The sequence below is a fragment of the Porphyromonas canoris genome, from assembly GCF_000769115.1.
In the GTDB taxonomy this organism is placed as follows: domain Bacteria; phylum Bacteroidota; class Bacteroidia; order Bacteroidales; family Porphyromonadaceae; genus Porphyromonas_A; species Porphyromonas_A canoris.
In genome coordinates, this window is record NZ_JQZV01000013.1 from 560,996 (window position 1) to 575,887 (window position 14,892).

The window sequence follows — 14,892 nt, forward strand, 5'->3', positions numbered from 1 at the left end:
TGTCCAATATGCTGATATAAAGAGAGCCTTTTTGCCAAGTGCAGAAAGGCTCTTTTCTTGTTTATAGCCCTTTTGCAGGCATTTTATTACATCTATTGTTCCGGTATTCTTTCAGAGAAAGCTGTGTAAATGTCGCAGACCGGATATTTATTACATCTGCTTTTCCCAATATTTCAATCTGCAAAATCAGAGTTCGGAAAGAGTCTTCAAATATCTATTACATCTGCTTTTCCCAATACTTCAATCCGCAAAATCAGAGTTCGGAAAGAGTCTTCAAATATCTATTACATCTGTTTTTCTGAATACTTCAATCCGCAAAATCAGAGTTCGGAAAGAGTATTCAAATATCTATTACATCTGTTTTTCCAATACTTCAATCTGCAAAATCAGAGTTCGGAAAGAGTCTTCAAATATTTATTACATCTGTCTTCTTAAATATTTCTTCCAAAGGAATATCCTCAAGTGTTCCAAGACTCCTTCCTGTCTCATCTGTTTTTCTGGTCTCTCCACGCTGAAATCGTGAATAAAAGGTATCTTTACGGAAGAAAAACAGATTTCATGCACCCTATTCATATCAAATTTGAGCTTTCCAAGAGAGTGGCAGACGGAGAAGATATTCGTCTGCGTGTTATTGAGGTAGTTAATAGTTCGGTTCAGAACCGGGATGCTACCTCTTTGTTGTTTATGCTCTCTCCTTTAGACCTTGATTTTTGGACGAGAACTCTTACCATAAATCCCTGTTCATCAGCCACGGAGATAGTGCTTAAATACAGCTACGGAGTTTATCGAAATGAGTCATTGGTCGATAGTGAAACATCCGGAGTTCACGAATTAAGACTCCCACTCAAGAGAGACATCAAGAGCTTTATAGTGAGAGACGACTGGCGTTGTTCCACATCTTTGGGGCTTCTTGATAACCAACTTTTCGATGTCATACTGCGTCCGAACGCTCTTCTTTCCTCTTTTGAAATGGAGGACGATGGCGTTTATTTCACTTTGCCGCTGCTTTTTTCGCCACTGAACGAAAGTCTGTATCTCGCAGGCAGTATAGAAGAATTGGGCTGTTGGAATCCGGAAGAGGCTCTGCCTTTTCGGCAAGTTGGGGGGCGGCTTATGGCACAAATCAGAGGAGGAGGGCAACCTTTTGAATACAAATTGATTGCAAAAGATCCTTTTGGCAGGGTCGAGTGGGAACTTTTAGATGGAAACAGAATCTTCAGAGCGGAGGAAAATCGTGCTCCTGTTCTTGTAAATCTCTCACTCCCAACGTTTCAATCCTTATCCCTTCCACGCATTTCGGGGACGGTGGTTCCTCTTTTTTCTCTGCGCACAGAAAGCTCTACCGGTATCGGGGACTTTGATGATCTCAAAACTCTTATCGATTGGGTGAAGCAGACCAAGCAGCAAGTGATACAGCTTCTTCCCATTTACGATACCAATTTTTCCTGTTCAGACGATAGGAACTACCCCTATAATGCCATCAGCACATTTGCTCTGAACCCGGTTTATCTATCGCTTAGGGGAATGGCCGGCAAGAGTCTGTTGCAGAAGTTGAAGAGATTCGACAAAAAAGATAAAGTGGCGTATTCTTCTGTTTTGTCTCTTAAAATGGAAGCATACCGGCACTATTTCGAGCAGCTTACCTCCTCAAAAGAATGGATGACAGAGGCATATCTCTCCTTTTATGATGCTCATTCCGAAGATCTTCTGGAATATGCCTTGTTCAAGCTCTACTCTTCCGAACATCCGGGCAGGGCTGTTGCCGAATGGTGTGCCTATCCCACCTATCTGAAAGAGAAGACAAAGGGACGAACGGAGTGTCTCAGCCTGCCTTTGGAGCTGCATTACCACATCTATCTTCAATATCTTCTCTATGATCAACTGCTGGATGCCAAGACTTATGCAGCCGAAAATCGCATAGCCATAAAGGGAGATCTGCCCATCGGGATTGCACCCGATAGTGTGGATGCCTGGGTAAGACCTCATCTTCTCAATATGAACCTCAAAGCGGGAGCACCGCCCGACTTTTTTGCCACAGAGGGACAGTGCTGGGGTTTTCCTACTTATGACTGGAAGAGTATCGCTTCCGAGGAGTACAGATGGTGGACTAACAGGATGCAGTGTATGGCTCTCATCTATGATGCCATCAGGATAGATCATGTTTTGGGATTCTTTCGCATCTGGTCTGTTCCCGAATATACGGAGAATGCCTGCTGTGGTTACTTCGATCCTGCCATCCCTTTGGACAGCCACACCATAGCGCAGTATATCCCCGATATAGACATTGAAGCTCTTACCCTACCGGTCGTTTCGGAAGAGCAAGCCTTTTCGATGTCGTCCAAAAAGGTGGTAAACGAACTTGTTGCATCCGGTGTCTTGAAGAGAAAAGGGCAGAATCTTGTAATGCCCGATCCCAAATGTTCTCTTTCCTCTGCCACTCTCTCCGGCAAGGCAATTTCGTTAGCCGAAAAGATCAGAGGAGAGGCGCTGTTTATCAGAGACATGAACAACGGTCTGCATCCGAGGGTATTGCCGGAGCTTACAATGCGTTACGCTTCACTGTCCGGTGAAGAGAAGAGGGCTGTTTCGGCTCTTCACTACCACTACTATTACGAAAGAAATGATGAGCTTTGGTACAAGACGGCGCAGGAGAGACTGGATCGGCTTTCAAAAAGTTCAAGGATGCTGCTTTGCGGAGAAGATTTAGGCTTTATGAGCAATGCTGTTCCTCATGTCTTGAAGAAGTATAACATCTTGTCGCTCAATCTGCCTCGCATTTCTCGTAAACCCGAAGAAACGTTTATGACCTCTGCGGATGTGGAGTATCGAAATATTCTTTCCACCGGAACTCATGATATGCCAAGCCTTCGGAAATGGTGGGAAACCCTATCGCCTCAAGAGTACACGCAGCTCTTTCTTTCCATGACTCCGCCGCAGGGGCTGAACTATCTTTTCCAAGAGCCGATGGAGATGAGCGGAGTGGTAAATATGCTTGTGAAGATGCCGGCTCTTGCCGTGATTCTTCCCATACAGGATTGGTGGGCATTGACAGGCAAGTATGATCATATCTCTCCGGATAAAGAGCAGATAAACTTCCCGGAAAATGCGTCTCATGTGTGGGACTACCGGATACCCGGCACACTTGAAGAGCTGCTTTCGGATAGGGAACTTACCAAAAAAATCACGAAAACGGTGTCATCGAGAAGTCATAACCTATAATTCCGAAAAAGCTGTTTTTATATATTCCATCCCGAGAAAAAAGGGCTTTTTTCTCGCTCTCTATTTTGCTTGAAGGGGGCATTTCCAGAGCGTGACAGAACTGTTAAATCGGGGTGATTTATTAACACAAATTTTGATACCTGTTCACTCGAAATGCTAAAGCAATATATTTTGTCGGCTTAAAGTATTTAACGAAATCGGTAAACGTATTTACCGATTTCATTTAATACGTTTACCGGATTCAATTAAAGTATTAAGAATATTTCTTTAGTCTTTTGTTTATCAGTGTTTTATCTGTTTCTCGGTCTGTTTCGTGCTTTTTGTGGCTCTTTTTGAGTTAGGTTTTGTTTACATCCGACCGGCTTGTTTTTGAGTTTTATTAACTCGAAAACAGCCCATGAAAACGACCAAGAGGAGAAAAGTTCTCAAATTCGAGATTTCTTGTATCTCTTTTGTTATTAACTTATTAAGGCGCTTCAAGTGGAATTGGTGCTTTAATTCTTTATATCAAAACGACTCTTTGAGGAGATTTATAGTCATTCTGTTTTTATATAAAAGCTCCTCTCGGCTGCGATTGTTTTATAGAGAAATTCTTTTTGTCTCACCTCTTTGATTTTTTATTTGACAGACCGGAAAATCTGTGAGAGATCAGGAAAAGATCCGGGCATGAAAAACAGCTCTTTCTTTTCCTATTGCAGTGAAAAAATCTTCTGTTTCGGGCAGAGGAGGAGCATTGCTATTGCAGGAACGAAAATTTGTACTAAATTTGCACCTGCTTTCCGATAAATTCTTGAAACTCTTCCTTAGCTCAGTCGGTTAGAGCATCTGACTGTTAATCAGAGGGTCCTTGGTTCAAGTCCAAGAGGAAGAGCTCACAAAAGCCTTATAGACAATACTGTCTGTAAGGCTTTTTTCTTTGGTATGTGGTCTGGAAAGAAACCCTAAAAATTAGTAACTTTGCGATATATGAATGCAGATATAAGACCTCGTTTGGAGGATTTAGAAATAATGGCTCCCGTGGGCGGCTTTGAAGCTCTTCACGCTGCGATACAGGGAGGAGCAGACTCTGTCTACTTCGGTATTCAGGGATTGAATATGAGAAGTAACTCTTCCCGAAGTTTTCAGAACGAAGATCTGAAAGAGGTTGTCCGCCTTTGCAAGGAGAAAGGAGTGAAAACCTATCTCACGGTCAATACAATCATATACGACTCGGATATGCATCTGCTGCACTCCATAATAGATGCAGCGAAAGAGGCGGATGTCTCTGCCATCATCGCTTCCGATGTCGCGGCCATGCAGTATGCCTTTTCAAAAGGAGTGGAGGTGCATCTCTCCACTCAGCTCAATATCACCAACGTGGAGGCGTTGAAGTTTTACGCCCATTTTGCCGATGTGGTCGTATTGGCGCGAGAGCTCAATCTGGACCAAGTTCGTCATATTTACGATGAGATCATAAGACAGGATATTCGAGGTCCCAAAGGCGAGCTTGTCCGCATAGAGATGTTTGCACACGGAGCTTTGTGTATGGCTGTGAGTGGAAAGTGTTACCTTAGCCTGCATGAGAAAAACCTTTCCGCAAACAGAGGAGCTTGCAATCAGATTTGCCGCAGGCAGTACACCGTAAAAGATAAAGAGGATGGTATCGAGATGGATATAGATAATCAGTATATCATGTCCCCAAAAGACCTGAAGACCATCCACTTTATGAACAAAATGATAGACGCCGGAGTGAGAGTCTTTAAGATAGAAGGACGCGCACGCGGTCCGGAGTATGTCCGTACCGTGACCGAGTGTTATCGTGAAGCGTTACAGGCTTACTGCAACGGAGAGTTTACGCAAGAGAAGATAGATGGCTGGGATTACAGATTGGAACAAGTCTTCAACAGAGGATTTTGGGATGGTTACTATCTGGGACAGAAGCTCGGAGAGTGGACACACTCTTACGGCTCTTCCGCCACAAGAGTAAAGGTCTATGTGGCAAAAGTAACCAAGTATTTCAGCAATCTTTCCGTTGCGGAGGTCGAGGTGGAAAGCAGCGCCGTCTCTGTCGGAGAGGAGTTGGTGATCACCGGACCTACGACAGGTGCCGTCTTTGTCGTGGCTGAAGATATAAGGGTAGATCTCAAGAGTGTTGACAAAGCGGAGAAAGGCGAACGTTTCAGTATAAAAGTACCGGAAAAGGTACGTCCGGGAGACAGAATGTATGCCATGAGAATGAAGCAGGATTCCGGCTCCCGATTCAAATAAACAGTAGAAGTCATGAGCGAAATCGTTTACGAATTGGAGTTTAAGGTCAGAGACTACGAGTGCGACCTGCAAGGCGTGGTAAACAATGCACGTTATCTTCATTATATGGAGCATACCCGGCATGAATATCTGGAGACGTTTGAAGAAAGTTTTAGCCGGATGCACGATGAAGGATTGGACGCTTTCGTGGTGAAGATAGAGGTGGAATACAAAAAGTCTCTTCGGAGTGGAGATCATTTCAAGGTAACTCTTCGTAAAGAACGATCCGGCGCTCAGATGATCTTCTATCAAGATATTACATCTTTGGACGGCTCTGTAATACACTCCAAAGGGAGAGTACATGTCGCTATCGTAAAGGATGGAAGACTTACTCGCGGAGAGTATTTTGATACCTTGTTCGGATGATACTGACGGAGGAACAGAAAGCTTTATTGGCTTTGAGCTGTGTGGATGGGGTAGGACCGGTGATAGCTCACTCCCTGCTCGATCTGTGCGGATCGGCTACCGATATTTGGAATAAAGGGAAAGAGGAACTGCTTCGTCTGGATGGAGTAGGACCGAAGTTGGCATCCGCTATATACGATGGTCAAGCGCTTCTCAAGGCTCAAGAAGAGCTGGATCTGCTTCGGAAAAATGACAGGATAAACCTCTGCTTCAGTAGCGATGATGTTTATCCTGCTCTTTTGAAAGGGTGCGTGGATGCTCCTCTGCTCTTATATTATTATGGTAAATTCCCCGAACAGAATGCCCCATGGATAAGCATCGTGGGGAGTAGAAGCTGTACGGGATATGGAGAGAGCATGGTGGATAAGATCGTAAAAGCCGTTGCCGAAAGCAATCCGAACGCTGTCATTGTAAGCGGACTGGCATACGGGATCGATATTTTGGCACACAGGGCAGCTCTTAAATATGGTCTTAAAACATTGGCAGTGCTTGCGCATGGGCTTCATACTCTTTATCCGGCAGTCCATAGACGGGATGCCGAGAATATAATACAGGCAGGAGGAGCCGTGATAACCGAGTATCCGTACTATACAAAGGCTTTACCTGCAAGATTTTTGGCTCGTAACAGGATCATTGCCGGCTTGTCTCATGCTACGGTTGTCGTTGAAAGTGCAGCGAAAGGAGGCTCTTTGGTTACGGCAGACTTGGCTTTCTCTTATTCGCGTTCTGTGTTTGCCGTCCCCGGCAGAGTGGGAGATATGCTATCTTCAGGCTGTAACGAACTTATCTCTCAGCAGAAAGCTTCGATCTTTTGTTCAGCCGAAGAGATGCTGACAGAAATAGGTTGGGATAGCTTAAAGGAAGGTAAAAGTAAAGTTATTCAACAATCTATTGGTATATTTGCAGATATACCGGAGGAGTTAAAGAGTAGCAGATACTACTCTCTACTCAAAGAGAGAGAGGGGTGTACAATGGAAGATATCTCTTTGATACTGGGCATCCCAATCCATGTAGCGTCTGCCGAACTCTTTGAACTCGAACTTAATGGATATCTTAGAAGCAAGCCCGGAGGAATATACGAGCTTGAATCTCAATACAGATAGAGTGATGCGTTTTAACCTTGCCATATTATCATTATTGTTGCTCTCTTTTTCTTCTTCCGTTGTTAAGGCTCAAACGGAATGGAAAGATGATGCGTTCTCCATGTTTATTCACTATGGACTTTACTCTATACCTGCCGGAGTTTGGAATGGAGAGAGGGTAGAGTCCGGTTATTCCGAGCAGATATTAAGTTTTGGAGTGCATTTCTCGGACTGGTATGAGGCTTTCGCCGAACAGTTCGATGCTAAAGATTTCAATCCGGACGAGATAGTCCGGCTGGCTAAATCTGCAGGCATGAGAAGCATAGTGATTACAGCAAAACATCATGACGGGTTTTGTTTGTTCGGTTCAGACTGCACTTCTTACGATGTAATGGATGCCACACCGGCAAGGAGAGATCTTATCGGAGAGCTTGCAGAGGCATGTCATAAGCAGGGAATGCGTTTCGGCATCTATTTTTCTCTTATAGACTGGAACTTTCCCGGTGCTATGCCCATCTCTTCACACAATGCAGATCCTATTACCACCTCGCATCACGAGTACAATAAAAAGCAGGTAACGGAGCTTCTGACCAAGTATGGAAAGGTGGATGAACTCTGGTTCGACATGGGTTCACTAACGACAGAACAGAGTCGCGAACTATATAATCTTGTACATCAACTGCAGCCGGAGTGTATGGTTAGCGGTAGAGTGGGGAACGACCAAGCGGATTTTTCCGTAATGGCAGACAATGAATACCCCAACTACTCCATAGTGAAACCATGGCAGACGGCAGCATCCATGTTCAACGAAACATGGGGATACCGTTCGTGGCAAGAGAGAGGAGAGGTCGCAGATAAGGTTAGTGAGAAATTTCTCTCCTTGGTAAAAGTGCTCGCAAGAGGAGGAAAGTATCTGCTAAATATCGGACCTATGGGAAGCGGATCTTTAGTGCCTTTTGAAGTAGAGGTCTTGAAAGAGATGGGAAAGCGCACTGCCGTTTATCAAGAAGCTCTGTATGGTGTTCAGGCAGCTCCTTTTTCTTTGGAGGATAAGTCTTATTTGGCTACTGCAAAAGGAGGAAAGAGCATTTATCTGTTTGTCCCGACCTCTTCGGATATGAGAGATAAGCGGATGCAGGATATTCTTCTTCCTGCTCATCGAGGAGATATAAAGAGGGTTACACTGCTTAATGGTGAAGGGAAAGAAGAGCGTCTCTCTTATTCTCGTCTTCAAGACGGATCGGTAAGATTGGCTTTACGAGCTCCTCTTCATCCGTTAGAATATCCGGTGATGGTGATTAAAGTAGAGTATAAGAGAGGTTATGACTATACTCCGAAAAGCTCTATACGACAACCGGAAGAAGTACTTTCTTATGCCAATGCCGAGTATCTCAACAGCCATTCGTCATTGGACTACTATTGCGGATACCGCAGTGTCATCGGTTATAAATGGAATACTCCTTATCTGAATAAGAAAGAAAGTTGTCTATTGCTTTCATATCCTCTTGAAGATAAAGGCAAAAGCATTCGTCTTGTTACTTCAAAAGGAGCAAAGGAGATTGTTTTGGCAGGAGGAGAAAGCCTTTCCGTTTCCACACCAAAATATTTGCTTGGTAAAGCAAGAAGAAAGATAGCTTATGGTGTATTCGGTGCACCTGTAACGGATAAAGGTGAATGGGAAGAGGTCGAAGAGGTTATGGATATGAATTATCCTCTACGCCCAAGAAGAGCGGTGGCTCTGGAAGTACCGATAACCGTATATGATGATACCATATTACCTATAAACCTTTCTTATAAAGATGGTTTGATGGTTTACTTAAACGGAGAGTACGTTTATGGAAATATTAAAAGAGATCTTACAGAACCTTTTAGCGATTTATTGCTTTTAAGGATTCCTAAAGGTACTCACCGACTCTTATTCAAAGTGTATAACAGGTTTGGAAAAGCCGCTGTCCTCAGATGGAATATTCCTGAAAATGTCTCTCTGTTGCAACAGAAAGTTTTGACGGACTCTCCAACCTCTTTTATCCGGTTGGAAGGAACGGACAGACTGAAGGCTTCTCCCGCTTTATTGCAAAATGTGAGCATACGACAATGTCAAGAGAAATAATTCATAACAGATGGAGGATGCCGATAGCCTTTTGGCTTTTATTGCTCAATCTGATTTTGGTTGGGTGTTCCTCTAATACCGTCTATGATGAAAAGCTCTCTTCCAACAACAGGTCTTACAATGTCCGTATAGAGATATGGATGCACGGAGAGGGTTTCATGTTTTACGGAGATATGTCCGACCTGACCGCTTTAGATGAAAACGGCTTATTCGTTCGCAGAACATACGACGGGCTTGCCCTGCCTGTTGATAAGACTGTGAGGTTAAATATTACTCAACCCATCATTATTAACGGATATGTCTACCAGAAAGACGCAGAAGTGTTGTTCGGACAGGCAAAAATCTCACTGATAGATATTGAAACCAAGGAGGTTATCAAGGAGGAGGTAAAAGTCATAAACAAGTATCTGGGATCAAGCAATGCGAAAGAGCGACAGCAGGAAATCTCCCGGATTTCCCTGGTTCTTTCTCCTTGAAAGCGGGAAAAAAATAGAGCTTATGAAGATTAGTACAGTTCGCTAAGAATATTTACTTTTGTACTCGAATAGTAATGCTATTCGAGTATGTATCCATAAACATTAAAATATCATGGTAAATTACAAAGATCTTGGCTTGGTAAATACAAGAGAAATGTTTGCTAAAGCCGTTGATGGAGGGTATGCTATACCTGCTTTCAACTTCAATAATCTGGAGCAGCTTCAGGCTATTGTTCAAGCAGCATCAGAGACAAACTCTCCGGTAATCTTGCAAGTATCCAGCGGTGCTCGCAAATATGCCAACCAAACACTACTACGTTATCTTGCTCAAGGTGCGGTAGAATATGCAAAAGAGCTTGGTTGTAAGAATCCTCAGATTGCTCTTCACCTTGATCACGGAGACACTTTTGAATTGTGCAAAAGCTGTATCGAGATGGGCTTTTCTTCTGTCATGATCGATGGTTCTCACCTTCCTTACGAAGAAAATGTGGCTCTGACCAAGAAGGTTGTAGAGTATGCTCATCAGTTCGACGTAACCGTTGAGGGCGAGCTTGGTGTTCTTGCCGGAGTGGAAGATGATGTCGTTGCAGAGCATCACACTTATACTCGTCCCGAAGAGGTTGTAGATTTCGTAACAAAGACAGGCGTGGACTCTCTTGCCATCTCTATCGGAACATCTCACGGAGCCAACAAGTTTACTCCGGAGCAGTGTACACGCAATGAAGATGGTCTTTTGGTCCCTCCTCCTCTCCGTTTTGATATTCTTGAAGAGATTGAAAAGCGCATACCGGGATTCCCTATCGTGCTACACGGATCATCTTCCGTTCCACAAGATAAGGTTGCCACTATCAACAAGTATGGCGGTCAGCTGAAGGATGCCATCGGTATTCCTGAAGATCAGTTGCGTCATGCTGCAGGTTCTGCCGTATGTAAGATCAACATCGACTCCGATGGTCGTCTTGCAATGACAGCAGCAGTGAGAGAAGTATTCGCGAAATCTCCGGCTGAGTTTGACCCAAGAAAATATCTCGGACCTGCTCGTGACAGTTTGAAAGAGCTTTACAAGCACAAGATCGAAAACGTTCTCGGATCCAACAACAAGATCTGATAGAGTAGAGCGATCTCTATAAACAGAGGGTAAAATGGTTTTAACAGACCGTTTTACCCTTTTTTCTTACCCCGTTTGGACTTTTTTTGGTATGTTTGTAGGCTGAGATTTTCGGGTAATAACCGTGAAAATCTCGGTTTGAATACCTTTATTTGGCATTTTAGTAACCATATACAGATACTTATGAACTTTAGATCAAAACTACTGACCCTTGTTGCGGTCTTGGCTTGTACATCCGGGTCATACATTGCGGAAGCGTGTACCGGACTTATTGTAGGGCGAAAAGCATCGGCGGATGGCTCTGTCATCATCTCCTATTCGGCAGACAGCCATGTGCTTTACGGTGAACTTTACCACTGGGATGCTCGTAAATGGGCGCCCAATTCACGTTTAAACATTGTGGAATGGGATACCGGAAAACCATCGGGACACAGTATCCCGCAAGTGGCTCAGACTTATAACGTTGTGGGTAATATGAATGAAAAGCAGGTTGCCATCACGGAAAGTACTTTTGGTGGCCGCGAAGAGCTTGTGAATCCGGAGGGAATCATGGACTACGGCAGCCTTATCTACGTAACGCTTCAACGTGCCGCATCTGCTCGCGAAGCCATAGACATTATGGGTAAGCTTGTGGAAGAGTACGGCTATTGCAGTAGTGGAGAGAGCTACTCTATCGCAGACAAGAACGAAGTGTGGGTGATGGAGATGATCGGTAAAGGTCCCGGACGCAAAGGCGCAGTATGGGTTGCCATTCGCATTCCGGACGATTGTATCTCCGGACATGCCAATCAAGCACGTATCCAAAACATTCCTTTCGCAGACAAAGAAAACTGTGTGTACTCGAAGGATGTAGTCTCTTTCGCTCGTGAAAAAGGCTATTTCAAGGGAAAAGATAGCGAGTTCAGCTTCCAAAAGGCATATGCACCTTACGACTTTGGTGCTCTTCGTGGTTGTGAAGCACGTGTTTGGAGCTTTTTTAACCGCTTTGTGGACGGAATGGATAAGTATCTTCCTTTCGTGATGGGACAGGAGATGGATGCCACTCCAATGCCTCTATACATGAAGCCTAACCGCAAAGTGTCCGTACAAGACGTGCAAAACATGATGCGCGACCACTATGAAGACACTCCTATGGATATGACCAAGGATGTGGGTGCAGGCCCTTATGCTTGTCCTTATCGCTGGAGACCTATGCACTTTGAAGTGGATGGCAAGCAGTATCTTAACGAAAGAGCCATCGCCACACAGCAGACAGGCTTTGTGCTTGTAGCACAACTTCGCAACTATCTTCCCGACTATGTAGGTGGTGTGCTTTGGTTCGGCGTGGACGATGCCGATATGTGTGTGTTCACCCCACAGTATTGTTCTATCACATCTGTACCGGAATGTTTCAAGGTGGGCAATGGTGATCTTCTCGAATTTTCGTGGACATCTGCTTTCTGGATGCACAACTGGGTGGCAAACATGGCTTATCACAAGTACAGTTATATGATAAAGGATATTCGCAAGGTTCAGGGTGAGCTCGAAAACAAATTCTTTGCAATGCAGCCGATGATCGAGAAATATGCGATGGAGCTTGCCAAGAACGGCTCTGAAAAGGATGCGGTAGAGTTTTTGACCAATTACTCTACAACTGAGGCAAATGGCGCAACAGCTCGCTGGAGAAAGCTGGGTGAATATCTTGTAGTGAAGTATATCGACGGTAACGTGAAGAAGGAAAAGGATGGTAAGTTTGAGCGTACGGCGGACAACTATCCCGTATCTCCAAGCCAACCGGGATACGATCCTAACTTCTACAAAGCCATTGCAGAGAATGCCGGAGACCGACTCTTGGTAGGACCTGCTAAGACCAAATAAAAACTCCGTACTCATTCACGGAGAAAAAGGAGTATTATGCGACCGATCTCTTTATGGGGATCGGTCGTTTTTTTATGCCCGGCAAAGAGGTCGTTTTTATATATTCCATCCCATGCTCCGAAGCTCTCTCTATTTTGATCGGAGGGGTCATTTTCAGAGCACGAGTGAATTGTTAAATTTGGGCTGTTTTATTAACACCATTTTCGATACCTGTTCATCAAAAACAGTAAACGAGCATATTTTGTCGGCTTAACGTGTTTAATTTTTCAGTAAACACGTTTACCGATTTCATTAAACACGTTTACCGGATTCGATTAACGTGTTTAGCTAAAACCATCAAACTGCTAAATATCAGTGGATTACCTGTTTTTGCCCTAAAATGCCCCTAAAAAGGGAGATTTCTTTATTAGGAAACGTTTACAGAGATGGGTGTTAAAATTTACAGCTATTAACGCGAAAAAGCCCCATCAAACGGACTGAAGAAAAATTTTTCCCAAATTCGAGCTGATTTTTATTCTGTTGATTATGAGTGGTTTCAAGATTTAAGGAAGAGGAAAACCGATGATGAGACATTTTTCTTACCCTTCCGGAGAGGGTCGGGAGGAGATCCGTTTTTATATAAAAGTGCACGAAAAGAGTCGGTAAAATTTGTTCTCATTTTCGCTCTTTGGGATCCGAAAAATAGAATGAAAATGTGATGAAGACCATAAAAATAGCTTGAAAGTGATGAGTATTCGAGATATAAAGAGTATTTTTGTATGGATCGCAGGATGCCTTTGCTCTTCCGATGCTAAAAGGGAAGAGCGTGGCTCCGTATCGGCTTTATAGAAAAGAAATAAGATGACCAGACTAAGTGTAAATATCAATAAGATAGCAACTCTGCGAAATTCGAGAGGCGGTAATAATCCGGATCTGTTGAAAGTGTGCAAGGATGTGGAAAGATGGGGAGCGGAAGGGATTACCGTTCACCCTCGTCCGGATGAGAGACACATCAGATACCGCGATGTATATGATCTTAAAAAGATCGTTACGGAGGAGTTCAATATAGAGGGTTATCCCTCACCGGAGTTCGTCCGTCTTGTCTCCGAAGTTCGTCCGGCGCAGGTAACATTGGTGCCGGATCCGCCGGGAGCACTCACCAGCAATGCCGGATGGCGTGTGGCAGAAAACATGGAGTTCCTAAAAGAGGTGGTGGCACACTTTAAGTCTTTGGGCATACGCACTTCCATATTTGTGGATACGGACCTGGACAACATTCGGGAAGCCGCCAAGACCGGAACAGACAGGGTAGAGCTGTACACAGAACCTTACGCCGCCGGCTATGCAAAAGATAGAGACGCTGCGGTGCAACCCTTTGTCGAAGCGGCAAAAGTGGCTCACGAAGTGGGTTTGGAGCTGAATGCCGGACACGACTTAAGCCTTGAGAATCTCAGGTTTTTTGCTCAAAAGGTGCCTCATTTGGTGGAAGTCTCCATCGGTCATGCTCTTATCTGCGATGCCTTGTATCTGGGATTGGAGAAGAGTATTGCTTCATACTTGGAGTGTCTTAAAGTTTAAGCCCTCTCACTATTGCAATCAAAAGAAACAGTAATCATAAAACAACTACAAAATAAAAGATAAATCGGATGAACATTTATTCTATTTTAGCACAAGTACAGCCGGGTTCCATGCCGGATCTGTCCGGTACAACCGAAGGAGCTGCAGCAGCCATGCCGGTGGCTCCGGAGTCTTTGAGTCTTCTCGATCTGGCTATGAAAGGCGGTCCTATCATGATCGTTCTTCTATTGCTCTCTATATTGGCTATCTATCTTTTCATAGAGAGATACTTGGTGATACGCAAAGCCGCACGCACCAACCATACATTCATGAACCAGATAAGGGACTATATGAAAGAGGGTAAGATATCTTCCGCTCTTTCGCTCTGTGAAGCAGAGGGAACACCCGGTGCAAGAATGATTCAGAAAGGAATACAGCGTCTCGGCAGACCGATGCAGGACCTCTCCGTTGCTGTGGAAAATGTCGGCAACATCGAGATTGCGAAGCTGGAGAAGGGACTTCCACTGCTTGCCACGGTAGCGGCAGGAGCTCCGATGATCGGTTTTCTTGGAACGGTTACAGGGATGATTCACGCTTTCTTTGATATGGCTTCTGCCGGAAATAATGTGAATATATCTCTTCTCTCTTCCGGTATCTACGAAGCATTGGTAACCACTGTGGGTGGTCTTATTGTCGGTATCATCTGTCTGTTTGCATACAATCACCTCGTGTATAGAATAGACCACGTGGTAACCAAGAGCGAGACTCAGGCTCTTGAGTTTATGGATATGCTGAACGAACCTATCAAGTAAT

General features: G+C 44.3%; 10 protein-coding genes and 1 tRNA gene. All 11 read left to right on the plus strand.

Translation table 11 applies throughout. The features are described from left to right. Positions 1 to 558 precede the first annotated feature (558 nt). The 11 genes from HQ43_RS07495 to HQ43_RS07545 all read left to right on the plus strand — a co-directional run bounded on the left by HQ43_RS07495 (position 559) and on the right by HQ43_RS07545 (position 14,891). Entirely contained in the window at positions 559 to 3,219 is a 2,661-nt protein-coding gene (locus tag HQ43_RS07495) for a 4-alpha-glucanotransferase (RefSeq protein WP_036791745.1), read from the plus strand. A gap of 797 nt (positions 3,220 to 4,016) precedes the next feature. Next, a tRNA-Asn gene (locus HQ43_RS07500) sits at positions 4,017 to 4,090 on the plus strand. Between the two features lie 95 nt (positions 4,091 to 4,185). Further along, positions 4,186 to 5,466, plus strand: coding sequence for a peptidase U32 family protein (locus HQ43_RS07505; RefSeq protein WP_235305958.1), 1,281 nt, complete (start codon positions 4,186 to 4,188; stop codon positions 5,464 to 5,466). 12 nt (positions 5,467 to 5,478) lie between these two features. Continuing rightward, positions 5,479 to 5,871, plus strand: a complete 393-nt coding sequence (locus HQ43_RS07510; protein WP_036791748.1) for an acyl-CoA thioesterase — start codon at positions 5,479 to 5,481, stop codon at positions 5,869 to 5,871. Beyond that, positions 5,868 to 7,013, plus strand: a complete 1,146-nt coding sequence (dprA, locus tag HQ43_RS07515) for a DNA-processing protein DprA (RefSeq protein ID WP_052103142.1) — start codon at positions 5,868 to 5,870, stop codon at positions 7,011 to 7,013. Before HQ43_RS07510 ends, dprA begins: the two co-directional genes overlap by 4 nt. Continuing rightward, a complete protein-coding gene (locus HQ43_RS07520; protein ID WP_052103143.1) occupies positions 6,955 to 9,102 on the plus strand; it encodes an alpha-L-fucosidase in 2,148 nt (715 codons plus the stop codon). The genes dprA and HQ43_RS07520 overlap by 59 nt, the downstream gene beginning before the upstream one ends. Continuing rightward, positions 9,087 to 9,578 (plus strand): hypothetical protein, encoded by a 492-nt coding sequence (locus HQ43_RS07525; protein WP_036791750.1) that lies wholly within the window; start codon positions 9,087 to 9,089, stop codon positions 9,576 to 9,578. The genes HQ43_RS07520 and HQ43_RS07525 overlap by 16 nt, the downstream gene beginning before the upstream one ends. A 112-nt stretch (positions 9,579 to 9,690) precedes the next feature. Next, positions 9,691 to 10,686, plus strand: a complete 996-nt coding sequence (locus HQ43_RS07530; protein ID WP_036791753.1) for a class II fructose-bisphosphate aldolase — start codon at positions 9,691 to 9,693, stop codon at positions 10,684 to 10,686. Positions 10,687 to 10,869: 183 nt separating this feature from the next. Next, the gene (locus tag HQ43_RS07535) at positions 10,870 to 12,543 is read left to right on the plus strand and encodes a dipeptidase (RefSeq protein WP_052103144.1); all 1,674 of its coding nucleotides are present in this window, start codon (positions 10,870 to 10,872) and stop codon (positions 12,541 to 12,543) included. A gap of 840 nt (positions 12,544 to 13,383) precedes the next feature. Beyond that, positions 13,384 to 14,100 (plus strand): pyridoxine 5'-phosphate synthase, encoded by a 717-nt coding sequence (locus HQ43_RS07540; protein ID WP_036791755.1) that lies wholly within the window; start codon positions 13,384 to 13,386, stop codon positions 14,098 to 14,100. Between the two features lie 68 nt (positions 14,101 to 14,168). Continuing rightward, entirely contained in the window at positions 14,169 to 14,891 is a 723-nt protein-coding gene (locus HQ43_RS07545; protein WP_036791758.1) for a MotA/TolQ/ExbB proton channel family protein, read from the plus strand. Position 14,892: the final 1 nt, after the last annotated feature.

Coding starts and splice junctions, on each gene's coding strand:
- HQ43_RS07495 (WP_036791745.1), top strand. CDS start 559: ATGCACCCTATTCATATCAAATTTGAGCTTTCCAAGAGAGTGGCAGAC.
- HQ43_RS07505 (WP_235305958.1), top strand. CDS start 4,186: ATGAATGCAGATATAAGACCTCGTTTGGAGGATTTAGAAATAATGGCT.
- HQ43_RS07510 (WP_036791748.1), top strand. CDS start 5,479: ATGAGCGAAATCGTTTACGAATTGGAGTTTAAGGTCAGAGACTACGAG.
- dprA (WP_052103142.1), top strand. CDS start 5,868: ATGATACTGACGGAGGAACAGAAAGCTTTATTGGCTTTGAGCTGTGTG.
- HQ43_RS07520 (WP_052103143.1), top strand. CDS start 6,955: ATGGATATCTTAGAAGCAAGCCCGGAGGAATATACGAGCTTGAATCTC.
- HQ43_RS07525 (WP_036791750.1), top strand. CDS start 9,087: ATGTCAAGAGAAATAATTCATAACAGATGGAGGATGCCGATAGCCTTT.
- HQ43_RS07530 (WP_036791753.1), top strand. CDS start 9,691: ATGGTAAATTACAAAGATCTTGGCTTGGTAAATACAAGAGAAATGTTT.
- HQ43_RS07535 (WP_052103144.1), top strand. CDS start 10,870: ATGAACTTTAGATCAAAACTACTGACCCTTGTTGCGGTCTTGGCTTGT.
- HQ43_RS07540 (WP_036791755.1), top strand. CDS start 13,384: ATGACCAGACTAAGTGTAAATATCAATAAGATAGCAACTCTGCGAAAT.
- HQ43_RS07545 (WP_036791758.1), top strand. CDS start 14,169: ATGAACATTTATTCTATTTTAGCACAAGTACAGCCGGGTTCCATGCCG.